Origin of the sequence: Sphingobium xanthum (genome assembly GCF_019737615.1) — a bacterium.
Classification (GTDB): Bacteria; Pseudomonadota; Alphaproteobacteria; order Sphingomonadales; family Sphingomonadaceae; genus Sphingobium; species Sphingobium xanthum.
The window spans coordinates 428,889-454,156 of record NZ_JAHKKS010000001.1 but is presented as its reverse complement, the minus strand read 5'-3'; the positions used below and the strand labels follow the sequence as shown (position 1 = coordinate 454,156).

Here is a 25,268-nt window from a genome sequence, read left to right as displayed (position 1 = left end):
ACCATGCCCACGCTCGGACTCGTCCATAATTCGCCGATGCTCGCCGGCGTGTTCAATGAAATCGCCGCGCGCATCATGCCCGCCGACGTCAAGCTGCTGCACTTCGTCGACGAGAGCACGATCAAGAACACGATCGCCGCCGGCCATCTGCAGAAGGCGACGATGCGCCAGGTCATCCGGCTGATCGGCTCCACCTTCGATGCCGGTTGCGACGTCGCGACGGTGACGTGCTCGTCGATCGGCAAGGCCGTCGAGATGGCGGCCGAGCTTTACGATCAGCCCGTGCTGCGCGTCGACCGCGCGATGGCCGAGAAAGCCGTGACGACAGGCAAGCGCATCGGCGTCGTGGCGACGCTTTCGACCACGCTCGCGCCCACGGCCGATCTCATCCGCCGCGTCGCCGCCGAGCGGGGCAAGGAGATCGAGCTGGTCGAGCATCTCTGCGAAGGCGCGTTCGACGCCGTGATGGCCGGCGACGGCGCCACGCATGACCGCATCGTCGGCGAAGGCCTGACCGTCGGGCTCAAGGGCGTCGATGCCATCGTCCTCGCGCAGGCCTCCATGGCGCGCGTCGTCGCGAGCCTGCCCGAAGGCGCCGTGTCCGCGCCGGTCTATGCCAGCCCCGAGCTTGGCATGCTGCATGCGCGCGATGTGCTCGCGGGCCTCAGCCAGGGCGCCGGCAAGTGACCAAACGGCGCGCCGTCCTCGGCTTCCTCGCCGCGCTGTCGATCATCACCTTCATCGACCGGCTCGCGATCGCCGTGACAGGGCCGACGATCCAGAAGGACCTCGGCATCACGCCGGACGAATGGGGCTGGGTGCTGAGCGCCTATGTCATCGCTTATGCGGTGTTCGAGATCCCCTCCGGCGCGATGGGTGACAAGCATGGCTATCGCAAGGAGCTGATGCGCATCACCGTCTGGTGGTCGTTCTTCACGGCGATCACGGCGGTCTGCCGCAATTTCTGGCAGCTGGCCGGGGCGCGCTTCCTGTTCGGTCTTGGCGCGGCGGGCGCCTACCCCAACATGACCGGCGTGCTCTACCGCTGGCTGCCGGCGCGCGAGCGCGCACGGGGTCAGGGCGTCATCTGGGCGGCCAGTCGCCTCGGCGGCGGGCTTGCACCGCTGCTGCTGGTGCCGGCCAACAAATATCTCGGCTGGCAAGCGGTGTTCGTCATTCTCGGCGCGGTCGGCTTCATCTGGGCGGTCGTCTGGTGGCGCTGGTTCCATGATCGCCCCGCCGATCAGCCGGGCATCACGGCGGAGGAAGTCGCGCTCATCGGCACCGACGAGAGCGCCGGTCATGCGGGCACGCCCTGGCGCAAGCTGATGAGCCTGCCGCAGCTCTGGCTGATTTCGGCCGCTTATTGCTTCTACGCCTTCGGCAGCTGGTTCTTCTTCGGCTGGTTCCCGACCTGGATGGTCAAGGGCGCCGGATTCACGGTCGAGGAAATGGGGCTCTATGGCTCCATTCCGTTCCTGCTCGGCATCGTCGGCAATCTCGTGGGCGGCAACCTGTGCGACCGGCTGGCCGAGCGCATCGGCATGCGCCGGGCCTACAGTCTGATCGCCAGCGTCTGTCTGACGCTGACGGCCGCGCTGCTGGTCGCGATGAGCCTGGCAACCGGCAAGGTCGCCATCGTGGTTCTCGCCGGCCTCGCCTTCATGGTCATGGACCTGATGCTGCCGGCCGCCTGGGCGATGTGCATGTCTATCGGCGGGCGCTACGGCGGCACGGCGAGCGGCGTCATGAACACGGCCGGCAATCTCGGCGGCTTCGTCTGCTCGGTCGCCTTCGGCTACGTGGTCGCCGCGACCGGCAACTATAATCTGCCGCTGCAGGGCATTGCGGCGATGGTCGTGCTCGCCGCCGCCCTGTTCGCCTTCATCGATTGCAGCAAAGGGTTCGATCACAAGCCCGCGCCTGTCGCGGCCTGAGCGGGAGCGAAGGGATGAGAATGCGCAAGCTGATGACCGCCATGGCCGCCGTCGCTTTGTCGACGATGGCCGCGCCGACGCTCGCGCAGGACAAGACCCCACCTCTCAAGGTCTCCGCCAATGGCCGCTATCTGGAAGCAGGCGGGAAGCCGTTCTTCTGGCTCGGCGATACCGGCTGGCTTTTGCTCGGCAAGCTCAACCGCGAGGAGACCGAGCACTATCTCGCGACCCGCGGGGCACAGGGCTACAATGTCATCCAGGTGATGATGCTGCATCGCCCGAACATGGCCAATCCGGTGGCGGGCGCGGCCCTGATCGATGGCGATCTAACCCGGCCGCGCATTACGCCGGGCAACGACCTCAACAAGCCCGGCGAATATGATTATTGGGATCATCTCGACTGGGTATTCGACCGGGCGGCGGCGCATGGGCTGTATATCGCGCTGGTACCGGTCTGGGGCGACTTCGCCGACTTCCGCCTGCTCAATGCCGGCACCGCGCCGGTGATCGGCACGTTCGTCGCAGAGCGTTATAAGTCTAAACCCAATCTCATCTGGATGAATGGCGGCGATCGCTATCCCGAACTGTCACCGCTGGCATGGGACCTGCTCGGCAAGACGATCCGCGCGATCGATCCCGCTCATCTCATGACCTATCACCCGGCCGGCCGCGCCAGCTCCTCCTGGATGTTTCACAAGGCAGCCTGGCTCGATTTCAACATGTACCAGTCCGGCCACCAGAGCTACGCGCAGGACCAGCAGCTCAACGCGCGCGGCGAGGATAATTGGGTTTACACGCAGGACGATCTCTCGCGCAGCCCGGCCAAGCCGACGATCGACGGCGAGCCTTCTTACGAGAACATCCCGCACGGCCTCGACCGTGAGCCGGAGCCGCGCTGGGGGCCGGCGGACGTGCGGCGCTATGCGTGGTGGTCGGTGCTCGCGGGCGCCTTCGGTCATACCTATGGCGAGAACAGCGTCATGCAGTTCTTCGTGCGCGGCAAAGAGGCCAATGCCTATTGGCCCAGCCTCTCCTGGACCGAGGCGCTGACCGCGCCGGGCGCACTGCAGATGCATCATCTGAAGGACCTGATCCTCTCGCGCCCCTTCCTCGAGCGCGTGCCCGATCAGTCGCTGATCCTCGACAATGGCACGCGCTACGAGCGCGTCGCCGCGACGCGCGGGCTGAGCTATGCGATCGCTTACAGCTACACCGGCAAGCCCTTCCGCGTGCAGATGGGCAAGATCAGCGGCAAGCGCGTCCGCGCCGCCTGGTTCGATCCGCGGACGGGCCAGACGCAGCCGATCGGTACGTTCGCCAACAAGGGCACGCGCATCTTCACGCCGCCCGGCACCCCTGCCCCCGGCAACGACTGGGCGCTGCTGCTCGACGATGACGCCATGACGAGGACCAATCCATGAAGACGCTCGCCTTCCGCCTCGCTGCCGCAGCCCTGCTGGCGAGCGCTGCGGCCTTCCCGACTGTCGCGCAGACGCCCGCCGCCAAGGCATCAGCTGCCGCGCGCGACGTTGCGCACGAGCGGCTCTGGCTGGGATCGGCCTGGTATCCCGAGCAGTGGCCCGAGAGCGCCTGGGAGGAAGACCTGCGCCTGATGCAGGGCCATGGCGCGAATGTCGTGCGCATCGGCGAATATGCCTGGAGCAGGATGGAGCCGACCGAAGGCCAATATGAGATGGACTGGCTGGTCCGCGCCGTCCGCCTCGCCGGCAAATATGGGATGAAGGTCGTGATCGGGACGCCGACCGATACCCCGCCTGCCTGGATGACGCAGAAATATCCCGACACGCTGCAGATCGACGGGAATGGCAAACGCCTCGGCCATGGCGGACGCCGGCAATTTTCCATCTCCTCGCAGCGCTACCGCCAGTTCGCGCAGATCATCGTCACGAAGATGGCAGAGGCCGTGAAGAACGAGCCGAACGTCATCGGCTGGCAGATCGGCAATGAGCCGACCGACGAAAGCTACGACCCGGAAGCGCGCGCGGCCTGGGTCGCCTGGCTCAAGCAGCGCTATGGCACGCTCGACAAGCTCAACGAAGCCTGGACCACGGCTTATTGGTCGCAGACCTATACGGACTGGGAGCAGGTGCCGTTCAATACCGACAAGGCCAATCCCGGCTGGATGCTGGAGCTGAAGCGCTTCGTCACCTCGCAATGGCGCGCCTTCCATCGCAACCAGCTCGATGCGATCCGCGCCGTCATTGGCGACAAGCAGTTCATCACCATCAACTTCGGTGGCCTCGGCTGGGCCAACCGCTTCGACCGCTACGAGATGAACCGCGACCTCGATGTGACCTCATGGGACGATTATGTCGGCATGGGTCACTTGAAGGCCTATCGCAACGGTGCGACGCACGATCTGGTGCGCGGCTGGAAACGGCAGAATTTCTGGGTGATGGAGACGCAACCCGGCTTCGTGAACTGGGCGCCGGTCTCGAACATGCTCTACCCCGGCGAGACGCGCGCGCTCGCCTGGCAATCGGTCGGCCATGGCGCCGATGCCGTGCTCTATTGGCAGTGGCGCAACGCGCTGAACGGTCAGGAAACGATGCACGGCTCGATCGTCGGCCCGGACGGAAGGCCTCTGCCGATCTACTCCGAAGTGCAGCAGATCGGCCGCGACTTCGCCAAGGCGTCAGCCGCGCTCAAGGGGACAACGCCGATCTCGCCGGTCGCCATATTGCAGGACTATCCGAGCCGCTGGGCGATCGATTTCCAGCTGCACCACAAGGACTATGACCAGATCGAGACGCTGCTTGATTATTATCAGCCGCTGAAGGACGCGCTGGGCGCGGTCGATATGGTCGAAGCCGCCGAGGCGCCGCTCGCGCGCTACAGACTGGTGGTCGCGCCGAGCCTCAACGTCATCACCGATGAGATGGCCAAGCGGCTGACCGACTATGTGCAGGGCGGCGGACATCTCATCCTCGGCCCGCGCTCGGGCATGAAGGACGAGTATAATCGGCTCGACACGGTGCGACAGCCCGGTCCGCTGGCCACGCTGCTCGGCGGTCAGGTCGAGCAATATTACGCGCTCGACGAAGAGATCTCGGTCGGATCGGGCAAGGCGAGCATCTGGGCCGAGCTTCTCTCCACCAGCGCGCCCGATACGCAGGTGCTTCTGCGCTATGGCAAGGCGAACGGCTGGCTGGACGGCAAGCCCGCGGTCATCAGTCGCAAGGTCGGCAAGGGCCGGATCACCTATGTCGGCGCACTGGTCGACGATGCGGTCATGAAGGGGTTGATGGACACCGCTCTGGGCGATGCCGGGGTCGTTCGCGATTTCGGGGTGCCAGCGGATGTCGAGCTGATGACGCGCGAAGGCAATGGCAAGCGGATCGTGATCCTCGTGAACCATGGCCGCGAGGCGCGCGAGGTCGCCCTGCCGTCGGCGATGACCGACATTCTGGGCAGCGGCAAGGTGAGAAAGGTCAGCCTCGCGCCCGAGGGCGTGGCGGTCCTTCAGCGCTGAGGCAAGGTCCGTTCAGTCGGACGCCGTCAGGACGAAGTCATAGCGCACTTCATGGTGCGAGGCCGCGACGGCCTTGAAAGGCACGACCAGCTGCGGCCGGACACCGAAGACGACATCGTCGTCCAGATAGTCGGCGCCCTCCGGGAAGAGGTGCGTGACGAGCGTGCCGAAGCCCGGTGCGCTCACGATGAAGTGGATATGCGCCGGGCGATAGTTGGAGATGGCCGTGCGGCCGATGAGATCGCCGACCGGCCCGTCCATCGGAATGGTGTAGCCGAGCGGCATGACCGTCCAGAAGTCGAACTTGCCGGCCGCATCCGTGGATAGGATCGCGCGGAGCCGCGGCTCGTCGGCACCGAGCTGGGCTTCGTAATTGCCCTCATGATCCGCCTGCCAGAAATCGACGGTAGCGTTCGGGATCGCAGAGCCCTCGACCCCGCACACCGAGCCGACGACGTGCAGCCGCCCTCCCCCGATGCTCTCGGCCAGATCGGCAGCCGACCACAGGTCAGCATTTTCTGATTCACGCGGAGACGCAGAGACGCGGAAAAAAAGCGCTGCTTCCTCCGCGCCTCTGCGTCTCCGCGTGCAAAAATAATGCCTTCGGCGAAGCGCGGCTTCGGTGTTTGAGCGAGACGCGCGCCCCAATTCTCGGCCGCACCGGGTCCCAACCCCTTCCCTGAAAGAGATATTTTCCTCCCCCTCTAGAGAAAATACCGACCGATACATAAATACCCCTTGAAGCCGCCCGGCCTATTATTATATCGATCGGTATGGAATGAGGCGGAAGGCCATGGTGCTTCCCCTGCCGCTGCGGTCTCCCGCCTCGTCCTGATCAACCGACCCAAGGGTCATCTCTCAAAAGGGGGTGGCAGACACACCGTCTCGTCCGCGAGGCAGGCGATGCCCGGCTGCGCCCAACGTAAAAGGACTTACACATGAACCGCACCCTGATCGCCAGCGTTCTGGCAGCGACGGCGCTCGTCCCGGCCGCAGCCTCCGCGCAGTCGTTCGACGGCCCCTATGTCGGCGTCCAGGCCGGCTGGAATCACGACGTTGCCATCCAGGACGATCGCGACGCGGCCGTCGCGGGCGTCTTCACCGGCTATGACAAGCAGGTGACGCCCAACATCGTGCTCGGCGTCGAAGGCGGCTTCTCGATTGCGGCCGAGGATCGCATCGGCCCGTCCGGCAACAACGCCGCGCGCATCGATCCGCTGCACAGCTTCGATCTCTCGGCCCGCGCCGGCTATGTCGTGGGCGAGAACAACCTTCTCTACGTCCGTGGCGGCTATCAGAACAGCCGCGCCCGCTACACGACCACCGTGGCGAACGTCACCAGCAGCGACCTTCGCACGCTCGACGGCTGGTTCGTCGGCGGCGGCGCCGAGCGCAAGCTGACCGACAACATCTCCGCCCGTCTCGAATATCGCTACGCCGATCTCGGCCAGGAAAATGCGAAGTTCGAGCGTCACCAGGTGCTGGCCGGCGTGTCGTATCGCTTCTGACGACTGCCCTGCCTTACCCCTCCTCTTCAGAGGAGGGGTTGGGGTGGTGCTACGACGATGCGCTCTGGCGCTCCAGCCCCGACCCAAACCAAGTCATTCCCGCGAAAGCGGGAATGACGACGTTGCCATCCCTGTCCTACAACCCACCCCTCATGCTAGGAAGTCCGCAAGCGCCACCTCGCGCCCGTCGCTCTTTGACTTCGTAAAATCCCCTGAAATCAATACCCTCCGCTCACCTGCGAGAGGAGCTTTCGCGTTCACCATGCGCGATATGAGGGAAGTTAGCGAAGCCAAGCCCGGAACCCCGCAGAAAAGCGCGCTTCCCGTCCCTCAGCGCTCAGCGCCTAACCGGCACAAACCTGCACGTCCGCGTGAAGATAAGCCAACACCCGCACTTCGACCGCCCAAACCACGCATCCCGTCAGGAGTCGCGCCCGACCTCCCGCGCACGGCCATTCTCGTCGATCGCGACGAAGGTGATCACCGCATCCGTCACCTTGGCCACCGCCTCGCCATTGCGGTCCCGTGCCCAGGCCTCGACCGCGATCCGCATCGAGCTGCGCCCGATCCGGTCCATGCGCGTATAGATGGAGACCTCGTCCCCAACCTTCACCGGCTGATGGAAATCGATCCGCTCCATCGAGGCCAGCACAGCCCGCCCCTTCGACCGGCGCGAGGCAAGAGCGCTCGCCGCCAAGTCCATCTGCCCGACCAGCCAGCCACCGAAGATATCGCCATAGAAATTGGCATCGGCCGGCATGGCGGTCACGCGGATGGTCGGCTGCTCGGCGGGCAGCACTTCAGACATGGATCGCGTGACCGAGCGCCTTGAGTGCGCTCTCATGGGTCGCCTCGCCCAACGTCGGGTGCGCGTGGATGATCCCCGCGAGATCCTCGAGCGTAGCGCCCATCTCGACCAGCGTGACGAACTCTCCGGCCAGTTCGGAGATATGCTTGCCAACCCCTTGGATTCCGACGATCCGCCCGCTGTTCTTCTCGGCAATGGTCCGCACGAACGTCCCGACATCGCCGGCATCCATGCTGAGCGCGCGGCCGTTGGCCATGAACGGGAACTGGCCGACGACATGCTCCTCGCCGGGCGCATCAAGGCCGACCGAGACGATCTCCGGCTCGGTGAAGCAGATCGCGGGAATGGCGGCGGGGTCGAAGCGGCGGCGCTTGCCGGCGATGATCTCGGCGACCATCTCGCCCTGCGCCGAGGCGCGGTGGGCGAGCATCGGCTCGCCGGTCACGTCGCCGATCGCCCAGACGTTGGTCGTGGAGGTGGCGCAACGCTCGTCGATCTTGATGAAGCGGCCCTCCATCTCGATCGCCATCTTCTCCAGCCCCCACCCCTCGGTGCGCGGCTTGCGGCCAACGGTGACGAGGATCTTCTCGGCCGGAATGGTAAAGCGATCGCTCAGCGCCGTCTCGATGTCGAGCCCGCGCGCGGAGGTGCCGAGCGCCTTGGCCTGCAGGTGCATCTCGACGTCATGCTTGTGCAGCCAGTCGGCAACCGGCCGGGTCAGTGCCTCGTCATAGAGCGGCAGGATGCGCTCGGCCACCTCGACCAGCGCGACCCGCACGCCCAGCTTGGCGAAAGCGATGCCGAGCTCCAGCCCGATATAGCCCGCGCCGACCACCGCGAGCGTGCGCGGCAAGTCTGTGAGCGAGAGCGCCTCGGTCGACGAGAGGATATTGCCGCCAAAGGGCATGCTCGGCAGCTCGACCGGCACCGATCCCGTCGCGAGGATCACATGCTCCGGCTCGATCTTCACCGTTCCGTCCGCCGTTTCGACCGCGCAGCTCTTGGCGTCGGCAAAGCTCGCCCAGCCATTCAGCACCGTCACATGCGCCCGGCGCAGTAGCCCAGCGACGCCGCCCGTCAGCTTGTCGACCACCCCGTCCTTCCAGCGCATCGTCGCTGCCAGATCGAGCTTCGGTACGGTCTCCAGCCTGATGCCGAGATGCCCCGCCACGCTGCTCGCCCGTGTCATCTCCTCGAACAGCCCGGCCGCATGGATGATCGCCTTGGACGGGATGCAGCCCTTGATGAGGCAGGTGCCGCCCGGCCTCTCCGCCTCGACCAGCACCGTCTCCAGCCCGAGCTGGCCCGCCCGGATCGCGGCGACATAACCGCCCGGCCCGCCGCCGACAACCAGCACCTTGGGGCGCAGCGTCTTGCTCATGCGCCGTCTCCCATGAAGATCAGCGCCGGATGCTCGATGAGCCTCTTCAGTTCCTGGATGAACAGCGCGGCATCATAGCCGTCGACGATCCGGTGATCGAACGACGAGGAGATATTCATCACCTTGCGCACGCCGACGAACGGCCCCTGCACGACCGGCTTCTCGACGATCTTGTTCGGCCCGATGATCGCGACTTCCGGATGATTGATCACCGGCGTCGTCGCAATGCCGCCGAGCGGACCGAGCGACGTGATCGTGATCGTGGAGCCGGACAGTTCCTCGCGCTTGGCGCTGCCGTCGCGCGCCGCCACCGAGAGGCGCGTGATCTCGCGGGCGAGTTCGGCGAGGCTCATTGCTTCGGCATGGCGCACGACGGGGACCATGAGGCCGCCGGGGGTCTGTGTCGCGATGCCGACATGCACGCCCTCGGAGGTGTGCAGCACGCCCGCATCATCGTCGAAGCGAGCATTGACCTCCGGGAAGTCCGGCAACGCACGCACAAGCGCGCGGATGAGGAACGGCAGCAAAGTGAGCTTCGGCTGGCCCTCTGCGGGCTTGGCATTCATCGCCACCCGCAGCGCTTCCAGCTCGGTCACGTCGACTTCCTCGACATAGGCGATGTGCGGGATGCGGCGCTTGGCTTCCTGCATCTTCTCGGCGATGCGGCGGCGCAGGCCGACGATCTTGATCTCCTCGCCGCCAGTCCGCACAGCCAGACCGCCGGGCGCGCGGGTCATGCCGCCCGCCGCGATGAAGTCGTCGAGATCGGAAGGCAGAATGCGGCCGCCGGGACCCGTGCCGGGCACGAACTGAAGCGGAATGCCAAGCTCATGCGCGCGGCGCCGCGTGGCGGGGGCCGCAAACGCTTCCTTGCGGCCGATGGGAATGTCGACCCTGGGAAGCGCCACCGACTTGCGTGTGGACGCAACCTCATCCCCCTCCCGCTTGCGGGAGGGGCTAGGGGAGGGCTTCGACGGCGCCGGTTCGGGCTGCGCCTGCACGATATCAGGCCCTCCCCCGTCCCCTCCCGCGGGCGGGAGGGGAGCAGAAGCGGCATTGCCCTCGCCCTCGACCTCCAGCTCGACCAGCACGGCGCCCACCGCCAGCATCGCGCCAACATCGCCATGAACCGCCGTCACGGTCCCATCGACCGGCGAGGTCATCTCGACCGTCGCCTTGTCGGTCATGACGTCCGCCAGATTGTCGTCCTCGCGGATCTTGTCCCCCGGCTTCACATGCCAGGCGACGATCTCGGCCTCGGTGACACCCTCACCGACATCGGGCAGGCGGAAGAGATAGCGGCCCATCGTCAGTCCTCCATCACCTTGACGAGCGCGGCGGCAAGGCGCCCGGGGCCCGGCAGATAATCCAGCTCGAAGGCGTGCGGATAAGGCGTGTCCCAGCCCGCCACCCGCGCGATCGGCGCCTTGAGCGCCCAGAAGCAGCGCTCTTGGATAAGCGCGGATAATTCGCCGCCAAAGCCCGCGAACCGCGTCGCCTCGTGCAGGATGACGCAGCGCCCGGTCTTGGCCACCGAAGCCACGATCGTCTCGATGTCGAGCGGCACGATCGAACGCAAGTCGATGAGTTCCGCATCGACCCCGCTGTCCTCGATCCCCGCCTTGGCCACGTGCACCATCGTGCCATAGGCCAGCACGGTCGCGTCCTTGCCCTCGCGTGCAATCGCCGCCTTGCCGAGCGGCACCGTATAATGACCCTCGGGCACGTCCGCGCTCGGATCGCCCGCCCAGTTCTTCAGCGCCTCGTCATGCTTGCCGTTGAACGGGCCATTGTAGATGCGCTTTGGCTCCATGAAGATGACCGGGTCGTCATCCTCGATGCAGGAGATCAGCAGCCCCTTGGCATCATAGGGATTGGACGGGATCACCGTTTTCAGCCCTACGACATGCGCGAACAAAGCCTCGGGCGACTGGCTGTGCGTCTGACCGCCGAAGATGCCGCCGCCATAAGGCGACCGCACCGTGATCGGCGCCCAGAACTCGCCGCCCGAACGATAGCGCAGCCGCGCCGCCTCGGAGACGAGTTGGTCATAGGCCGGCAAGATATAGTCGACAAACTGGATCTCGGCGACCGGGCGCAACCCGTAGGCGCCCATGCCAATCGCCGCGCCGATGATGCCGCCCTCGGCAATCGGCGTATCGAAGCAGCGGTTCTTGCCATATTTGGCCTGCAGCCCGTCGGTTACGCGGAAGACGCCGCCGAAATAGCCGATGTCCTCGCCGAACAGCAGGACGTCCGGGTCGCGCTCAAGCATCACGTCGAGCGCGCTGTTGATCGCCTGGATCATGTTCATCGTCGGCATGTCAGACCCCAAGCTCCCGGCGCTGCTCGATCACGCGCCAGTCGGGCTCCTTGAACACGCCCTCGAACATCTCGCTGACCGGCGGCTTGGACTTGCCGAGCGTGCCGATCGCCTCGCCGTCCTTCATTGCCTGACGCACGGCCTGGTCCAGCTCCTGCGTGAGCGCGGCGTGGCGCTCCTCGTCCCATTCGCCGAGCGCAATGAGATGCTGCTTCAGCCGCTCCAGCGGGTCACCGAGCGGGAAGTGATTGGCCTCGTCACTCGGGCGATATTTGGTCGGATCGTCCGAGGTCGAATGCCCCGCGACACGATAGGTCACGAACTCGATCAGGGTCGCGCCCATATTGGCCCGCGCCCGCTCGATCGCCCATTGCGTCGCCGCCCAGATCGCCAGGAAGTCATTCCCGTCCACCCGCAGCCCCGGCATGCCGAAGCCGATGGCGCGCGCCACCAGCGGCGCTTCCTGCGCCCCGGCAAAGCCGGAATAGCTGGAAATCGCCCATTGGTTGTTGGTGATGCAGAGGATCGCCGGCGCGTGATAGACCGAGGCGAAGGTCAAAGCCTCGTGGAAGTCGCCTTCCGCCGTCGTGCCGTCGCCGACATAGGCCAGCGCCAGCTTGTCGTCCTGCTTGTAGGCCGAGGCCATGGCCCAGCCGACCGCATGGATCATGCGGCTGCCGAGATTGCCGGACAGCGAATAGAAGCCGTAGTCGCGCGCCGAATAGAGGATCGGCAACTGACGGCCGCGCAGCGGATCCTTCTCGTTCGAGAAGATCTGGTTGGCCAGATCCGGCAGCGGATAATCGCGCGCCATCAGCCAGCCGAGCACGCGATAGGTGGGAAAGCACATGTCGCCCGCGCCGAGCAGCAGCGACTGCGCGACCGGGATCGCCTCCTCGCCGGTCGACTTCATGTAGAAGCTGGTCTTGCCCTGACGGTGGGCGCGAAACATGCGATCGTCGAAGATGCGGGTCAGCATCATCGCGCGCAGACCCTTGCGCAGCATCTCGGGATCGATCCGCGGTGCCCAGGGGCCGACCGCCCGATGATCCTCGTCCAGCACGCGCATAAAGCGGAACGGCATTTCGCGCAGCTCAAGGCCGGGCGTATCCGGAGACGGACGCTCGGTCGCGCCGGCGGGCGCGAGATGGAGATGGGAGAAATCGGGTACCTCCCCGGGCCGCGCATCGGGCTCGGGAATGTGAAGAGAGAATGACCGGTCATTCCTCATCGCAAAACTCTCCATGGATCTGTTCTTCAGCCGGATTGTCTCACACAGCGCCGTGAAACAACATTGCTTTCTTGTCCGCCAAAACCGATAATTCGGGAAAAGGGTTCCTTGGAGAGCGCCTGAAGTGGAACATCATTCTCTCGACGGGTTCGATCGCAAGATACTCTCTGTCCTGCAGGAAGAGCCGGATATCACGGTCAGCGCGCTTGCCGAGCGCATCGGCCTCTCGCAGACGCCCTGCTGGCGCCGGCTCAAGGCACTGGAGAATGAAGGCTTCATCGCCCGCCGCGCGGTCATTCTCGACGCCAAGCGCCTCGGCTTCATCGTCGACGTCTTCGCCCATGTCCGCCTCAGCCATCATGACGGCGACACGCTCGACCGGTTCGAGGATGCCGTGCGCAGCCATCCCGAGGTGGTCTCCTGCTTCTCGATGAGCGGAGAGAGTGACTATCTGATGCGCATCCTGTGCCGGAGCATCGAGGATTATGACCGCTTTCTCAAAAAGGTGCTGCTGCACCTGCCCGGCGTCGCCTCGGTCAATTCGAGCTTTTCGCTGAAGACGGTGAAGCAGACCACCGACTTGCCGATCGAGGGACTCTAACTCCCAACAACAATCCCGCCATTGGGATGCAGCACCTGCCCGCTCATATAGCTCGAATCCTCGCAAGCCAGGAACAGGAAGCTCGGCGCCACTTCATTGGGCTGGCCGGGCCGGCCCATCGGTGTGCTCTCGCCGAAATGCGCGAGCTTCTCCTTGGTGGCACCCCCATCGGATTGAGCGGAGTCCAGATCGGACCCGGCGCGACGCCATTCACGCGGATGCCTTTCTCGATGAGATTTTCGCTGAGCGAGCGCGTGAACGCCGTTATCGCGCCCTTGGTGCTCGAATAGTCCAGCAGTTCCTTCGATCCCTTGTACATCGTGACCGAGGTGCAATTGATGATAGACGCGCCTTCGCGCAGGTACGGGATCGCGGCCTGGGTCAGGAAGAACATGGCGAAAATGTTGGTCTGGAAGGTGCGGCGAAGCTGCTCTTCCGTGATGTCCTCGATCTTCTTGTCGGGATGCTGCTCGCCGGCATTGTTGACGAGAATATCGATGCGGCCAAATGCCGAGATCGTCCGCTCCACCAAGCGATCGCATGTCTCCCGCTCGCCCAGATCTCCTGCGAAAGCCATGGCGCGGGCTCCCTCAGCCTCAACGAGCTTCTGAGTCTTTTCCGCATCGTCATGTTCGCAAAGATAGGCGATCACGACATCCGCGCCTTCGCGAGCAAAGAGGACCGCGACGGCGCGGCCGATCCCGCTGTCCGCTCCGGTGACGATCGCGACTTTACCCTTGAGACGATCGGATCCCGGATAGCGCGGCGTCCAGTCCGGCTTGGGTTCGAGCTGGCTTTCATGGCCCGGCAGGGCATCTTCGTGGATCATTTCGGCCGTGTCGGCCATGGCTCATGCTCCTGTTGAGTGAGCCCCCTTTGGTCGACTTACCGGTCTACATGCTCCGGCTTGCCCTTGTGCTTGGTGTGGGCGAAATCCTCGAGTTGATTCTCGCTCATGGACTCATACATATCGCGCGAGGCGCCCTTGAGTTCGCTCTTCTTGGTATCGCCGCGTTTGGCAGACAGCGCCGCGCCCGCAGCCTTCTGCTGCGCTTTCGATTTCGCCGGCATGGATCAAACTCCTGTGCAGCCGGCCGGACTCATGACAAGCCCGGCCGGCGGCCGCGTTCATCGTCAGATGAACGGATAAGGTACGCCCCAATAGCCGTAGACCTGGCGACCATAGACATGGTCGTAGGCCGGCTCGGCATGTTCGGCTGTGTAGCGCGGCGCATTCTCGAGCCGCGACTTATCAATGTCCACGACATAGCCGCCAAGGTCGGTGTCATAGATCAGCATATCCCACGGGATGGGATAATGATCACTGCCGAGGCCGAACAGGCCACCGAACTGCAGCACGGCGTAGTCCGCCTTGCCGCTGCGCTTATCGACCATGAAGTTTTTGACGCTCCCGAGCTTCTCGCCCGCGCGATTATAGACCGTAGTGCCTTCGACCCTGTCGGACGCGATGAGCCGATTGGTTTCTTCAACGGCAAGTGTTTCGGCCATGATTGGCTCCTTTCTCATGAATTGCGGCATCCCCGGTCCACAGCTGGGGTTCGCCCGAACCTGCCGGGACCGGGGTCCGTCCGGGCCGGCTAATGCCTGGCCCTTCCGTCTCATCGGCGGCGGCATCTCGCTCGTCGCCTTTCCCTTCCTCAACGGATGGACGAGAACATGGTTTCAACGCTTCGGCGCAACTTCGCCGACGACCCGCCGCGCCATGACTTATAAATCGGGGAGCGCCTGTGCCGCGAAGCCCCAACCGCGCAATGCCTTGTCCCGAGAGCGTTCAAATAAGGTCGAAACATCGCCAATATCAAAGGGATGCGCGTCCTTCATCGCATCGAGCTCGTCCCAGGAGATCGGCACGGCCACCGGCGCGCCCGCCCGGGCGCGGGCGGAATAGGGCAGGACGGCGGTGCTGCCACGCTGGTTGCGCAGATAGTCGATGAAGATGCGGCCTTTGCGTTTCGCCTTGCTCATCGTCGCGACGAACCGCTCCGGCTCTACCGCAGCCAGCGCCTCGGCAAAGCGATGCGAGAACCCCTTGTGCGCCTCCCAGTCATGGCCCGGCGTCAGCGGCACAACGACATGCACGCCCTTGCCGCCCGAAAGCATAGCGAAGCTGACAAGCCCAAGATCGGAAAGCTGGCGGCGGATGTCGCGTGCAGCGCGCTTCACCTCGCCAAAGTCGAGGCCCTCGTCCGGATCGAGATCGAAGATCATCTTGTCCGGCAGCTCGACATCCTCGACCTTAGAGCCCCAGCCGTGGAACTCGATCGTGCCCATCTGGACGCAGGCGAGGATTCCCTCGGCATCGCGGATGAACAGATAATCCTCCGCCCCGCCGTCCTTCTCGACGATCGGCACATGGAAGACATGGTCGCCGAACGAGCCGCTGTCATGCTTCTGGAAGAAGCACTTCTTTGCGCGGCCCTGCGGGCAGCGCACGAGGCTGACCGGCCGGTTCGCGGCAAAGGGCAGCATCAGCGGCGCGATCGCTCGATAATAGTCCGCCAGATCGCCCTTGGTCTGGTTGCTTTCCGGGAACACCACGCGGTCACGATTGGTGATGCGGATGTCCGTCGCCGGTTCGGGCGCGGGCTCGGCTGTTTCCGGTGTCACGGTCTTGGCCTCCTTGTCGGAGCGGAGCGCAATGAAGCTGCCGTGGCGGACGCGACCCTCGGCCGTCAACTCGGCAAAGGCGATCTCGGCGACGAGCCTCGGCTTGATCCACTGGACGCCGCGTGCTTCGGTTCGCTGCACCTCGGCCGCCGCTTTCTCCTGCGCGAGCGGCTCCATCTTCTTCGCCAGATCGGCCAGCATATCCGTGTCGAAGCCCGTGCCGACCTTACCTTTATAGCTGAGCTTGCCGCCCTCCTTCTGCCCCAGCAGAAGCGATGAGAACGGCCGCCCGCGCGCGCTGCTCTTCGTCCAGCCAAGGATCACGAACTCCTGCCGCAGCGTGCATTTGACCTTCACCCAGTTGCGCGTGCGATCGCCGCGATAAGGCGCGTCGATCCGCTTGGCGATGATCCCTTCCTGCCCGGCCTTGCACATTGCCGCGAACAGCTTCTCGCCCGCGCCGATGACATGATCGGCGACATGGATCGGCGCTTGTGCCTCCGCGAGCAGCGCTTCCAGCCGCTCCTTGCGCTCGATATTGGGCAGCGCCGTCAGGTCCTGCCCGTCGAGCGAGAGCAGATCGAACGCATGAAAGGCGAAGCTGTCGCTCGCTTTCTGGGCGCCATGGCCGCGCTTGAGGACGTTCTGCAAGGCCGAGAAATCCGGATTGCCGTCCTTGTCATACGCGACGATTTCGCCGTCGATCAGGCTGGCGGGCAGATCGAGCGCGGTGACCTGTTCGGCCAGGGGTGCGAACTTCTCCGTCCAGTCGAGGCCCGAGCGCGTGTAGACCCGCACCTCCTCGCCCTTTGCCGCGATCAACGCGCGATAGCCGTCGAACTTGATCTCATGCATCCACTCGTTGCCGGTCGGCACGTCATCGACCAAGGTCGCGAGTTGCACCGGCTGAAAGCGCGGCAGCCTGGCCGTGCTCTTGCGCTTGCGGACGGGCGCTCCGGCTTTGGAATTGTGCCTGGCCGCCGCTGCCATGGCAGCGTTGAAGTCCTTGCCCTTCTTCCCGGCGAGCGATTGCGTCCCTTTCCGGTCGGCCGCGATCTGCGCCATCGTCCGGTCCGTCAGCACGCTGGTCAGCCCGCGCTCGACCAGATCGTCACCCGATCCTTCCTCGCCGTCCGCGATCTTGCGCAGCAGCCAGTTCTCGCGCTTCTCGCCGGGGCGCGGCTTCATCCGCACCAGCAGCCATTCGCCTTTCATCCGCTCGCCCTGCAGCGTGAAATGGAGATGGCCCTGCTCGATGTCCTTCGCGCTCTTGCCCTCGATAGGTGCCCAGGTCCCCTGATCCCAGAGCATCACCGTGCCGCCGCCATATTCGCCCTCGGGAATGATCCCCTCGAACCGCGCATAGGAGAGCGGGTGATCCTCGGTCCGCACCGCGAGCCTTTTGTCCTCCGGGTCAAGGCTCGGCCCCTTGGTCACCGCCCAGCTCTTGAGCACGCCGTCCACTTCCAGCCGGAAATCCCAGTGCAGCCGCGTCGCGTCGTGCTTCTGGACGATGAAGAGATTGCCGCCCGCGCTGCGCTCGGCCTTGCCCGCCGGCTCCGGCGTCTTCTTGAAGTCGCGCTTGGCATTGTAGGTGGCGAGCGCGTTGCGTGCCATCAGGATTCCTCCACTTGCCCCTTGGCATGCGGCTCGATCCAGCGCTTCTCGACCACGCGCAGCACGGTCATCATGATGACCGCGACGATCGCCGCCACCAGCACGAGAGGCCATTGCCCGGCACCGCACGCGATACCGATCACCGTCGCCAGCCAGATATGGGCCGCCGTTGTCAGATTATGCACTTCACCCTTGCTAATCACGATCAATCCGGCGGCGATGATACCGACGAACGCACCCGCACCCTCGAAGATGCGCAGCGGGTCCATGCCATGTTCCTGCCCGCCGAGCTGATGATAGAGCGCGATGGAGCAAACCGTCATGACCGACGCGCTGAAACAGATCAGGCCATGCGTGCGCATCCCCGCCGCATTGCCTTTCAGCTCTCTGTCGAGGCCAAGGGCCAGGCCGAGCAACGCCGCCAGGCCCAAACGGAGCAGCACGTCCGTATCGATCCAGTGAAGGGGCGTCCCCGCATTAAGCTCCATGTCAGGCGCTCTTGCGCTTGGGTGCAGTCTTGCTTGCAGCCGGCTTGCGCATGGGGGACTTCTTCGCCGGAGCTGCCTTCGCTGACACCGCCTTGGCCGCGCTCCGCCCGCCCTCCCCCACCGATTTCTTGAGCGCGGCCATCAGATCGATGACGTTTGCGCCGCTCGGCCGATCGGGCTCGCCGACATCCTCCAGGATACGCTTGCCGCCGCGCGCCTTGCGCTTCTTCTCGATCAGCCGCTCAAGCGCCTCGACATAGCGGTTGTGGAATTCCGCGGGCTTGAACGGCGCGGTCTTCTTGTCGATCAAGGTCGTCGCCAGATCGAGCAGGTCCTCGTCCGGCTTCATGTCCTCGATCTCGCGGAAATAGCTCTGCGCCTTATGCACCTCGTCGGCATAACGCAGCACTTCCATGACCATCCCGCGCCCGCATGGCTTGATCGAGACGAGCTGCTCGCGCCCGCGCACCGAGAGCTGGCCCAGCCCGACCTTCTTGGTCTGGCGCAGCGCATCGCGCAGCACGACATAGGCTTCTTCCGCCAGATCGTCCGCCGGCACGACGAAATAGGGCTTCTCGTAGTAGAGCACGTCGATCTCGTCCGCCTCGACGAACTGGACCAGATCCAGCGTCTTGCGGCTCTCGATCTTGACGGCCTCAATCTCCTCGTCGTCGAGCAGGACATAGTTGCCCTTGGAGACCTCGAAGCCCTTCATGATCTCGTCGCGGTCCACCGGGCCGACGCCGGGCGCGACTTTCTCGTAACGGATGCGCTTGCCGCTCGGCTCGTGGATCTGATGAAAGCTGATCGCCGCGCCCGACTTGGTGGCCGGGTAGATTTCGACCGGAATCGAGACCAGAGCGAGCTTGATCTGTCCTTGCCAATATGCGCGTGCGGCCATGGGAACCTCCTGCTGGAGAAGGTTCGGATGGGGGATATGGTTCCCGTCGTGATCCTAAAGCCCCTCCCTTTCAAGGGAGGGGTAGGGGGTGGGTGTCGCGCAGCGATCCGGAACGTCGAAGGCCCCACCCCAACCCCTCCCTTGAAGGGGAGGGGCTAATCTCTTCAAACCATCTTCTCCGGCCGCACGAAACGATCGAATGCCCCCTCGTCCACCAAGCCGAGCGCCAGCCCCGCTTCCTTCAGCGTCAGCCCCTTCTCATGCGCGTGCTTCGCGATCTTGGCCGCATTGTCATAGCCGATCTCCGGCGCCAGTGCCGTCACCAGCATCAGCGAGCGATCGACCAGCTCGGCGATCCGCACCTCATTGGGCTTCAGATCCTCGATGCAGCGCTCGGCGAAACTCTCCATGCCGACCGAGAGCAGATGGATCGAACGCAGCACGGCAGCGCCGATCATCGGCTTGAACACGTTGAGCTCCAGATGCCCCTGGAGCCCGCCCACGGTCACCGCCTGATGATTACCGATCACCTGCGCCGCCACCATGGTCAGCATCTCGCACTGCGTCGGGTTCACCTTGCCCGGCATGATCGAGCTGCCCGGCTCGTTGGCGGGCAGGTCCAGCTCACCCAGCCCCGAGCGCGGCCCGGAGCCCAGCAGGCGGATATCATTGGCGATCTTGGTGAGAGCAACCGCCAGCGTGTTGAGCGCGGCCGATACATGGACCAGCGGATCGTTGGAGGCCAGCGCCTCGAACTTGTTAGCCGCCGTGTAGAACGGCATGTCGGTGAGCTGGGAAATCTCCGCGGCGACCGCCTCGGCAAAGCCCTCCGGCGCATTGAGGCCGGTGCCGACCGCCGTACCGCCCTGCGCCAGCGCCATGACGTCATGCATCACGGCATGGGCGATGCGCTCGCGGCAATTGGAGAGTTGCTGCGTGTAGCCGGAGAATTCCTGGCCGAGCGTCAGCGGCGTCGCATCCTGCAGATGGGTGCGGCCGATCTTCACGATCCCGCCCCAGGCACTCGCCTTGGCATCGAACAGGTCGCGCAGATAATCGAGCGCCGGCAACAGATCGTCCGTGGCCATGCGCGCGACGGCGACATGCAGCGCGGTCGGGAAGCTGTCGTTGGACGACTGGCTCATGTTCACATGATCGTTGGGATGCACCGGGCTCTTGCCGCCCCGCGTGCCCGCCAGCGCCTCATTGGCGCGCCCGGCGATCACCTCGTTGACGTTCATGTTGCTTTGCGTGCCGCTGCCGGTCTGCCAGATGACGAGCGGGAACTGATCGTCGAGCTTGCCGGCCGCCACCTCGTGCGCCGCGCTCTCGATCGCGTCGGCAAGTTTCGCATCCAGCCCATGCGCCCGGTTCACCCGCGCCGCCGCCTGCTTCACAATCGCCAGCGCATGGACGATCTGGCGCGGCATGCGCTCTGTCTCGCCGAACGGGAAATTCTCGATGCTTCTTTGGGTCTGTGCCCCCCAATAGGCCTCGGCTGGGACCTCGATCGCGCCGATGCTGTCACTTTCCATGCGGGTGTCGGTCATGGGGAGTCTCCTCGCTGGGCGCATATTCACATGAGCGCGAAAGGCTTGCCGGACAAGCTTCTACGACAACGCATCGCAGCCGTTCCGGCTCCAAATGCCCGGTTCGCGCATTGTGGGCGCACCGGATCTTCATGTTGGAGCATCATGACGCAACGCCTCATCTTCGTCGATGATAGCCTGCCGGGCATCAGCCGCCGCAAGCTGCGGGGCCACTGGGCCTATTATGATCCGGCCGGCGGGCGCATTACAAATCGCGACGAGATCGACCGGCTCAATCGCATCGGCCTGCCCCCGGCCTATAGCGATGCCTGGTTCGCGCCCAGCGAGCGGGCGCACATATTGGCGACCGGCCTCGATGCGCGCGGACGCAAGCAATATCGCTACAATCCCGATTTCCGCGCGGCGCGCGAGACCGCGAAGTTCGACGGCTGCGAACAGTTCGGCCGCCTACTCCCGCTCATCCGTGCGCGCGTGGAGGACGATCTGGCGGGGCGCGACCTCACCCAGCAGCGCGCCATCGCATCCATTGTCCGCCTGCTCGACAGCGGGCGCATCCGCATCGGCAACGAGTCCTATGCCAAATCGAACAAGAGCTTCGGCGCGACCACCTTGCGCAGGCGCCACGCGAAAGTCGCCGGCAAGCGACTGATGCTCCGCTTCAAGGCCAAGTCAGGCAAGCTCTGTGAAATCGGCATGACCGACACGCGGCTGATCCGCTTCGTCAAGCAGATGCAGGACCTGCGCGGCCAGCACCTCTTCCAGTATCTGCGCGAGGATGGCGATCCGGCGCCGATCAGCTCGTCCGAGGTCAACGACTATATTCGCGAGACGATGGGCGCGGATTTCACCGCCAAGCATTTCCGCACCTGGCGCGCGAGCGCGCTGGCCTTCGAATGGCTGGCGGAGGAAAGCGGCACGGGCCTCAACGACATGCTCGCCTATGTCGCCGGGCATCTCTGCAACACGCCGGCCATCGCGCGGAAATCCTATGTGCATCCAGTGCTGATCGACATCGCCAAGGAGCGCGCCAATGCGTTTCGCGAGACGCTGCGCCTTCCGCGCAAGACCCGCTGGCTGAGCCGCTACGAACGCGGACTGATCGATTGTCTGGAAGACGCAGGCTAGCATCTAGCGACAGGCCCGCCAGCCCATTCCGCCACGCGCCGCCTGATCGAGATGGAGATGGTCGCGATGCTGGGCGTTGTAGTCCGGTGAGAGTACCGTCGCGAACAGGCGGCAGGCGCCGTCGCGCACTTCCTTGAGGAAGATCGCTTCCTCGCCCGGCTCCGGCCAGTCCTTCAGCACGGAGATACGCCGCCCGTCGGTCAGGACGAAGGCACTGATATCGATCGCGTCCGCCGTCGCATGCTCGCTCCACGCGCCTTCCGTGCGGCCATACATCCGGCGGCAATTGTGGCTACCCAGAGTCTCGATCGAGGCGACCGATGCGCCGAACAGGCGCTGCGCGGCAGGCTGCACGACCTGCCATTTCCAAACCGCGACCGCGGCCGCGACCGGGCAGGACGGCGTCACACTGGCCGGCGCGAGCGCCAGCATTTCCTGCCGGGGCGCGATCCGCACCGCATCCGCTGCGAGGCATTGCCCCTCCCCGCGCGGCGGCAGTTCTTCGAAGCGCAGTCCCGTCTCGCGCAGCAGCATGATGCAGCGAGCCGGATCGCTGGTCAACGCGGTGAGCTTGCGGCCCGTGAACAAGCCGATCGGCTCGCCCAGCCTGAGCTCCGTCCACGGCAGGTCCTGCGGCGGCGGACGGAAGAACACAAAGGCCAGCATGCCGTCGGCGACGATCACCAGCAGCCAGACGATCCGGCGCAGCCAAGGCACGATCCTCACGCGCTTCATGCTCCCGCAACGCCCGGAACCGCGCTTGGCTGCATCGCTGCGATCAGTTCGGTCGCTGCGGCTCCCCGGCCCGCGATACGTCGATCGTCGCGATCTGCCCATTGCGCAGGCCATAGATCACGAACACCCGCACCGCGATCGACTCGCCCTGTCTGAGCGGCGCCACGGCGAAGTCCGGTGCATCGGTCTGTGCGACGAACGTGCTCGTACAATCCACGGCGATCCCGTTGTCGTCGATCACGAGGCTGTGGATCGTCAGATGCTCGCGCACGTTGCGGAACATCGCACCGTAGAAATCGCAGATCGCCTGCTTGCCGACCATCGGCGGCACGGACGGCAGCCGCAGCGTGCAATCGTCCGTATAATAGCGCCCGGCCCGCTCCATGTCCCCGGCGCTGAACGCCGCCGCATAGGCCTGATAGGCGGCCCGCCCGCCCGCATGACCTGAGAGCATCGGCGCCTTGAGGACGCCCTGATCGGTCGGCCAGGTCATCGAGCAGAGCTCCTGGATCAGCCCGTCCGCGTTCAGCGCATAGGTCACGAAGAAACGCACCGTGATGATGTCGCCCGGCAGCAGCGGCTTGAACGGAAAGTCCGGGCGCGGCGCCGTGCAGACAAAGTCCATATCGACATCGACGAACAGCCGGTTGCCGTCCTGCAGCACCAGCCGCGGACGCACCACTTCACGCACCCCGTCATGCGCCCAGTGCAGGAAAGCGAGCAGCTCCGCCCGTCCCCGGCTGACCCGGCTGCTCGAATACATCACGCAATCCGGCGCGAACCAGGTCTCCACCAGCGCCGCGTCGTCGCCCTGATTGAAGGCCTCGATATAATCATCGTAGTTCATGCGAGTTCGTCGATCGCCGCCATGCCGTCCAGCGCGAGCCGATCCGCACGGCGCGCCATGCGCAGCAGCAGGCCGTCGAGCAGGGCCAGTTCGTCCTTGCTCATGTCCACCGTCAGCGACTGGAAGAAAGCACGCCGCTGCTTGTGTACACGCTCGTAGATGCCTTGCCCTTCCGGCGTCAGTGCCAGCAGGTTGCTCTTGCGATTGCGTGGATTGTCGAGCCGCTCGACGAAGCCGCCTTCCTCCAGCACGCGCACTGCCCGGCTGACTTCGGCCCGATCGACCAAAGCCGCCGCCGAGACCTCGCTCGCGCTTTTCGAGCCCATCACGGCCAGATGCGCCAGCACCCGCCATTCGGCGAGCGACATGCCGGCAAGATCGCGGACATGCTGGACGGAGAGCCGGTCCAGCATCTTGCCCAGCATCAGCAGCCGATAAGGGAGATGACGGGCGTCGAAGATACGCCACGCCTCCTCCAGCGGCCCGACGGCCGCTTCCTCGTCCCGCATCATCCGCTCTCTTCCCCCGCGATTGGCCATCAGAGCGCGACGCTGACCGCCTTGAGCTCGGTATAGGCCTCGATGCCGGCCTTGCCGTTTTCGCGGCCCCAGCCCGATGCCTTGAAGCCACCCAGCGGCAGCGCCGGATCGACGCCGCCCGATCCGTTGATGCGGATCGTGCCGGCTTTCAGGCGCCGCGCCAGCTTGTGCGCGGTCGTGATGTTCTGCGTGTAGATCGACGCCGACAGGCCGAATTCCGTCTCGTTGCCGCGCCCCGCAAGGGCCTCGACATCATCATCGTCGCCGAAGCGCATGGCGCACAGCACCGGCCCGAAAATCTCTTCCTTGCGCACGCGCATGTCCGGCTTGGTGTCGAGCAGCACCGTCGGCTGCACGAAATAGCCCGTATCGCCGATCGCCTCGCCGCCGACGAGAATGCTGGCGCCCTCCTCCCGGCCGGACGCGATATAACCGGTGACGCGCTCGAGCTGCGCCGCGCTGACGAGCGGGCCGATCATCGTGTCGGCTTCCAGCGTCTGGCCGACCTTCAGGCCCTTCGCCATGTTGACCACGCCTTCCAGCACCTGATCGGCGACCTTCTCATGCACGAACAGGCGCGATCCCGCCGCGCAGACCTGCCCGGCGTTGAAGAAAATGCCCATCGCTGCCGCGGGAATCGCCTTGGAGAGCTCGGCGTCCGCGAAGATGTAGGTCGGCGACTTGCCGCCCAGCTCCAGCTGCACGCGCTTCATGTTGGTCTTCGAGGCGTCAATAATCGCCTTGCCGGTCACGGTCGAGCCTGTGAAGGCGACCTTGTCCACGTCGCGATGTGCCGCCAGCGCCGCCCCCGCCGTCCGGCCGAAACCGGAGACGATGTTCACCACGCCTTCGGGAATGCCCGCTTCCAGCGCCAGCTCGCCGATGCGCAGGGTCGAGAGCGGCGTCTGCTCGGCTGGCTTCAGCACGACCGTGCAGCCTGCCGCCAGCGCCGGCGCCAGCTTGCCGATCGCCATCACCATCGGGAAATTCCACGGGACGATCTGCGCGCAGACGCCGATCGGCTCGCGCAGCACATAGCTCAGCCATTCGCCCGGCGCGCTGATCTCGGCCGTCTCGCCCGCGATCTTGCTGGCCCAGCCCGCATTGTAGCGCAACTGGCCGATCGCGCCAGCCACGTCGATCATGCGCGAGAACTGGATCGGCCGGCCCACGTCCAGCGTCTCCAGCAGCGCCAGTTCCTCGGCATTGGCCTCGATCAGATCGGCAAGCTTCAGCAGCAGCCGCGTGCGCTCATCCGGCTTCACCTTCGACCACGGACCCTCGAACGCCTTGCGCGCCGCCGCGACCGCCCGGTTGACATCGACCTCGCCCGCGCTCGCGACATTGGCGATCAGCTCGCCCGTCGAGGGATTGAGCGTCTCGAACGTCTCGCCGGACGCCGCCTCGACCCACGCCCCGCCGATCAGCATCTTCACCGGTCCCTTGGCGTAGCGAAGCTGCAATTGCTCGAGGAGCCCGGGATTATAGGGGGCGTTCATGGTACTGGCATCCTTTCCTGATGCGGGCCATACGGCCCGACATCTTAGAGTTGTTGA

23 protein-coding genes and 1 pseudogene are annotated in these 25,268 nt (G+C 65.1%); 7 read left to right on the top strand and 17 right to left on the bottom strand.

Annotated elements, in window-relative coordinates:
• Positions 1 to 3: 3 nt before the first annotated feature.
• From KM135_RS02200 to KM135_RS02185, 4 genes are read left to right on the top strand one after another with little or no spacing between them, the layout of a single operon-like run.
• Complete coding sequence (locus KM135_RS02200; protein WP_221712257.1) at positions 4 to 687, top strand: aspartate/glutamate racemase family protein; 684 nt, start codon at positions 4 to 6, stop codon at positions 685 to 687.
• Complete coding sequence (locus tag KM135_RS02195; protein ID WP_221712256.1) at positions 684 to 1,937, top strand: MFS transporter; 1,254 nt, start codon at positions 684 to 686, stop codon at positions 1,935 to 1,937. The genes KM135_RS02200 and KM135_RS02195 overlap by 4 nt, the downstream gene beginning before the upstream one ends.
• Before the next feature lie 14 nt (positions 1,938 to 1,951).
• Entirely contained in the window at positions 1,952 to 3,358 is a 1,407-nt protein-coding gene (locus tag KM135_RS02190) for a glycoside hydrolase family 140 protein (protein ID WP_221712255.1), read from the top strand.
• Positions 3,355 to 5,430: a beta-galactosidase gene (locus KM135_RS02185; RefSeq protein ID WP_221712254.1), complete on the top strand. Its 2,076-nt coding sequence runs from the start codon at positions 3,355 to 3,357 to the stop codon at positions 5,428 to 5,430. Before KM135_RS02190 ends, KM135_RS02185 begins: the two co-directional genes overlap by 4 nt.
• Before the next feature lie 12 nt (positions 5,431 to 5,442).
• On the opposite strand, the gene KM135_RS19660 is transcribed toward KM135_RS02185, so the two are convergent.
• On the bottom strand, positions 5,443 to 6,159 hold the full coding sequence (locus KM135_RS19660) for a dioxygenase family protein (RefSeq protein ID WP_246605659.1): 717 nt from the start codon (positions 6,157 to 6,159) through the stop codon (positions 5,443 to 5,445).
• Between the two features lie 209 nt (positions 6,160 to 6,368).
• Here KM135_RS19660 and KM135_RS02175 point away from each other — a divergent pair, with 209 nt between their 5' ends.
• The gene (locus tag KM135_RS02175) at positions 6,369 to 6,938 is read left to right on the top strand and encodes an outer membrane protein (protein ID WP_221712252.1); all 570 of its coding nucleotides are present in this window, start codon (positions 6,369 to 6,371) and stop codon (positions 6,936 to 6,938) included.
• A 421-nt stretch (positions 6,939 to 7,359) separates the two neighbouring features.
• Here the strand turns inward: KM135_RS02175 and KM135_RS02170 are convergent, their stop codons facing one another.
• From KM135_RS02170 to KM135_RS02150, 5 genes are read right to left on the bottom strand one after another with little or no spacing between them, the layout of a single operon-like run.
• Positions 7,360 to 7,746 carry an acyl-CoA thioesterase gene (locus tag KM135_RS02170; protein WP_221712251.1) on the bottom strand — a complete coding sequence of 129 codons (387 nt, stop codon included), beginning with the start codon at positions 7,744 to 7,746 and terminating at the stop codon, positions 7,360 to 7,362.
• Positions 7,739 to 9,127: a dihydrolipoyl dehydrogenase gene (gene lpdA / locus KM135_RS02165; protein WP_221712250.1), complete on the bottom strand. Its 1,389-nt coding sequence runs from the start codon at positions 9,125 to 9,127 to the stop codon at positions 7,739 to 7,741. Before lpdA ends, KM135_RS02170 begins: the two co-directional genes overlap by 8 nt.
• Positions 9,124 to 10,434, bottom strand: coding sequence for a dihydrolipoamide acetyltransferase family protein (locus tag KM135_RS02160; protein WP_221712249.1), 1,311 nt, complete (start codon positions 10,432 to 10,434; stop codon positions 9,124 to 9,126). Before KM135_RS02160 ends, lpdA begins: the two co-directional genes overlap by 4 nt.
• A 2-nt stretch (positions 10,435 to 10,436) precedes the next feature.
• Positions 10,437 to 11,441, bottom strand: coding sequence for an alpha-ketoacid dehydrogenase subunit beta (locus KM135_RS02155; RefSeq protein ID WP_281422123.1), 1,005 nt, complete (start codon positions 11,439 to 11,441; stop codon positions 10,437 to 10,439).
• A gap of 10 nt (positions 11,442 to 11,451) precedes the next feature.
• Positions 11,452 to 12,681: a thiamine pyrophosphate-dependent enzyme gene (locus tag KM135_RS02150; RefSeq protein WP_221712247.1), complete on the bottom strand. Its 1,230-nt coding sequence runs from the start codon at positions 12,679 to 12,681 to the stop codon at positions 11,452 to 11,454.
• A gap of 124 nt (positions 12,682 to 12,805) precedes the next feature.
• Between KM135_RS02150 and KM135_RS02145 the strand changes: the two genes are divergently transcribed.
• The gene (locus KM135_RS02145; protein WP_221712246.1) at positions 12,806 to 13,282 is read left to right on the top strand and encodes an Lrp/AsnC family transcriptional regulator; all 477 of its coding nucleotides are present in this window, start codon (positions 12,806 to 12,808) and stop codon (positions 13,280 to 13,282) included.
• Here the strand turns inward: KM135_RS02145 and KM135_RS02140 are convergent.
• The 7 genes and pseudogenes from KM135_RS02140 to fumC form a co-directional block, all read right to left on the bottom strand.
• A pseudogene (locus KM135_RS02140) lies at positions 13,279 to 14,129 on the bottom strand (SDR family oxidoreductase). The gene KM135_RS02145 and the pseudogene KM135_RS02140 overlap by 4 nt on opposite strands.
• A gap of 38 nt (positions 14,130 to 14,167) precedes the next feature.
• Positions 14,168 to 14,353 carry a DUF3008 family protein gene (locus tag KM135_RS02135; RefSeq protein ID WP_221712245.1) on the bottom strand — a complete coding sequence of 62 codons (186 nt, stop codon included), beginning with the start codon at positions 14,351 to 14,353 and terminating at the stop codon, positions 14,168 to 14,170.
• Positions 14,354 to 14,416: 63 nt separating this feature from the next.
• Positions 14,417 to 14,791 carry a PRC-barrel domain-containing protein gene (locus KM135_RS02130; protein WP_221712244.1) on the bottom strand — a complete coding sequence of 125 codons (375 nt, stop codon included), beginning with the start codon at positions 14,789 to 14,791 and terminating at the stop codon, positions 14,417 to 14,419.
• Positions 14,792 to 15,010: 219 nt separating this feature from the next.
• Entirely contained in the window at positions 15,011 to 17,527 is a 2,517-nt protein-coding gene (gene ligD / locus KM135_RS02125) for a DNA ligase D (RefSeq protein WP_221712243.1), read from the bottom strand.
• Positions 17,527 to 18,015 (bottom strand): MgtC/SapB family protein, encoded by a 489-nt coding sequence (locus KM135_RS02120; RefSeq protein WP_221712242.1) that lies wholly within the window; start codon positions 18,013 to 18,015, stop codon positions 17,527 to 17,529. Before KM135_RS02120 ends, ligD begins: the two co-directional genes overlap by 1 nt.
• A 1-nt stretch (position 18,016) precedes the next feature.
• Complete coding sequence (gene ku / locus KM135_RS02115) at positions 18,017 to 18,916, bottom strand: non-homologous end joining protein Ku (protein ID WP_221712241.1); 900 nt, start codon at positions 18,914 to 18,916, stop codon at positions 18,017 to 18,019.
• Between the two features lie 164 nt (positions 18,917 to 19,080).
• Positions 19,081 to 20,466: a class II fumarate hydratase gene (fumC, locus tag KM135_RS02110; protein ID WP_221712240.1), complete on the bottom strand. Its 1,386-nt coding sequence runs from the start codon at positions 20,464 to 20,466 to the stop codon at positions 19,081 to 19,083.
• A 144-nt stretch (positions 20,467 to 20,610) separates the two neighbouring features.
• Between fumC and KM135_RS02105 the strand changes: the two genes are divergently transcribed.
• On the top strand, positions 20,611 to 21,591 hold the full coding sequence (locus tag KM135_RS02105) for a DNA topoisomerase IB (protein ID WP_221712239.1): 981 nt from the start codon (positions 20,611 to 20,613) through the stop codon (positions 21,589 to 21,591).
• Positions 21,592 to 21,594: 3 nt separating this feature from the next.
• On the opposite strand, the gene KM135_RS02100 is transcribed toward KM135_RS02105, so the two are convergent.
• Genes KM135_RS02100 through KM135_RS02085 form a run of 4 tightly spaced genes read right to left on the bottom strand, consistent with a single transcriptional unit; the run spans position 21,595 to position 25,211 of the window.
• Positions 21,595 to 22,326 (bottom strand): extensin-like domain-containing protein, encoded by a 732-nt coding sequence (locus KM135_RS02100; RefSeq protein WP_221712238.1) that lies wholly within the window; start codon positions 22,324 to 22,326, stop codon positions 21,595 to 21,597.
• Between the two features lie 43 nt (positions 22,327 to 22,369).
• Entirely contained in the window at positions 22,370 to 23,173 is an 804-nt protein-coding gene (locus KM135_RS02095) for a nuclear transport factor 2 family protein (protein WP_221712237.1), read from the bottom strand.
• On the bottom strand, positions 23,170 to 23,685 hold the full coding sequence (locus KM135_RS02090; protein ID WP_221712236.1) for a MarR family winged helix-turn-helix transcriptional regulator: 516 nt from the start codon (positions 23,683 to 23,685) through the stop codon (positions 23,170 to 23,172). Before KM135_RS02090 ends, KM135_RS02095 begins: the two co-directional genes overlap by 4 nt.
• A gap of 26 nt (positions 23,686 to 23,711) precedes the next feature.
• Positions 23,712 to 25,211, bottom strand: coding sequence for an aldehyde dehydrogenase family protein (locus KM135_RS02085; RefSeq protein ID WP_221712235.1), 1,500 nt, complete (start codon positions 25,209 to 25,211; stop codon positions 23,712 to 23,714).
• Positions 25,212 to 25,268 lie beyond the last annotated feature (57 nt).

Bases quoted from the DNA above. Each gene is read 5' to 3' on its own strand.
- KM135_RS02190 (WP_221712255.1), top strand. From the start codon at position 1,952: ATGAGAATGCGCAAGCTGATGACCGCCATGGCCGCCGTCGCTTTGTCG.
- KM135_RS02130 (WP_221712244.1), bottom strand. From the start codon at position 14,791: ATGGCCGAAACACTTGCCGTTGAAGAAACCAATCGGCTCATCGCGTCC.
- ligD (WP_221712243.1), bottom strand. From the start codon at position 17,527: ATGGCACGCAACGCGCTCGCCACCTACAATGCCAAGCGCGACTTCAAG.
- KM135_RS02160 (WP_221712249.1), bottom strand. From the start codon at position 10,434: ATGGGCCGCTATCTCTTCCGCCTGCCCGATGTCGGTGAGGGTGTCACC.
- KM135_RS02085 (WP_221712235.1), bottom strand. From the start codon at position 25,211: ATGAACGCCCCCTATAATCCCGGGCTCCTCGAGCAATTGCAGCTTCGC.
- KM135_RS02135 (WP_221712245.1), bottom strand. From the start codon at position 14,353: ATGCCGGCGAAATCGAAAGCGCAGCAGAAGGCTGCGGGCGCGGCGCTG.
- lpdA (WP_221712250.1), bottom strand. From the start codon at position 9,127: ATGAGCAAGACGCTGCGCCCCAAGGTGCTGGTTGTCGGCGGCGGGCCG.
- KM135_RS19660 (WP_246605659.1), bottom strand. From the start codon at position 6,159: ATGTATCGGTCGGTATTTTCTCTAGAGGGGGAGGAAAATATCTCTTTC.
- KM135_RS02095 (WP_221712237.1), bottom strand. From the start codon at position 23,173: ATGAACTACGATGATTATATCGAGGCCTTCAATCAGGGCGACGACGCG.
- fumC (WP_221712240.1), bottom strand. From the start codon at position 20,466: ATGACCGACACCCGCATGGAAAGTGACAGCATCGGCGCGATCGAGGTC.
- KM135_RS02100 (WP_221712238.1), bottom strand. From the start codon at position 22,326: ATGAAGCGCGTGAGGATCGTGCCTTGGCTGCGCCGGATCGTCTGGCTG.
- KM135_RS02090 (WP_221712236.1), bottom strand. From the start codon at position 23,685: ATGATGCGGGACGAGGAAGCGGCCGTCGGGCCGCTGGAGGAGGCGTGG.
- KM135_RS02105 (WP_221712239.1), top strand. From the start codon at position 20,611: ATGACGCAACGCCTCATCTTCGTCGATGATAGCCTGCCGGGCATCAGC.
- KM135_RS02120 (WP_221712242.1), bottom strand. From the start codon at position 18,015: ATGGAGCTTAATGCGGGGACGCCCCTTCACTGGATCGATACGGACGTG.
- KM135_RS02175 (WP_221712252.1), top strand. From the start codon at position 6,369: ATGAACCGCACCCTGATCGCCAGCGTTCTGGCAGCGACGGCGCTCGTC.
- KM135_RS02170 (WP_221712251.1), bottom strand. From the start codon at position 7,746: ATGTCTGAAGTGCTGCCCGCCGAGCAGCCGACCATCCGCGTGACCGCC.
- KM135_RS02150 (WP_221712247.1), bottom strand. From the start codon at position 12,681: ATGAGGAATGACCGGTCATTCTCTCTTCACATTCCCGAGCCCGATGCG.
- KM135_RS02200 (WP_221712257.1), top strand. From the start codon at position 4: ATGCCCACGCTCGGACTCGTCCATAATTCGCCGATGCTCGCCGGCGTG.
- KM135_RS02185 (WP_221712254.1), top strand. From the start codon at position 3,355: ATGAAGACGCTCGCCTTCCGCCTCGCTGCCGCAGCCCTGCTGGCGAGC.
- ku (WP_221712241.1), bottom strand. From the start codon at position 18,916: ATGGCCGCACGCGCATATTGGCAAGGACAGATCAAGCTCGCTCTGGTC.
- KM135_RS02155 (WP_281422123.1), bottom strand. From the start codon at position 11,441: ATGAACATGATCCAGGCGATCAACAGCGCGCTCGACGTGATGCTTGAG.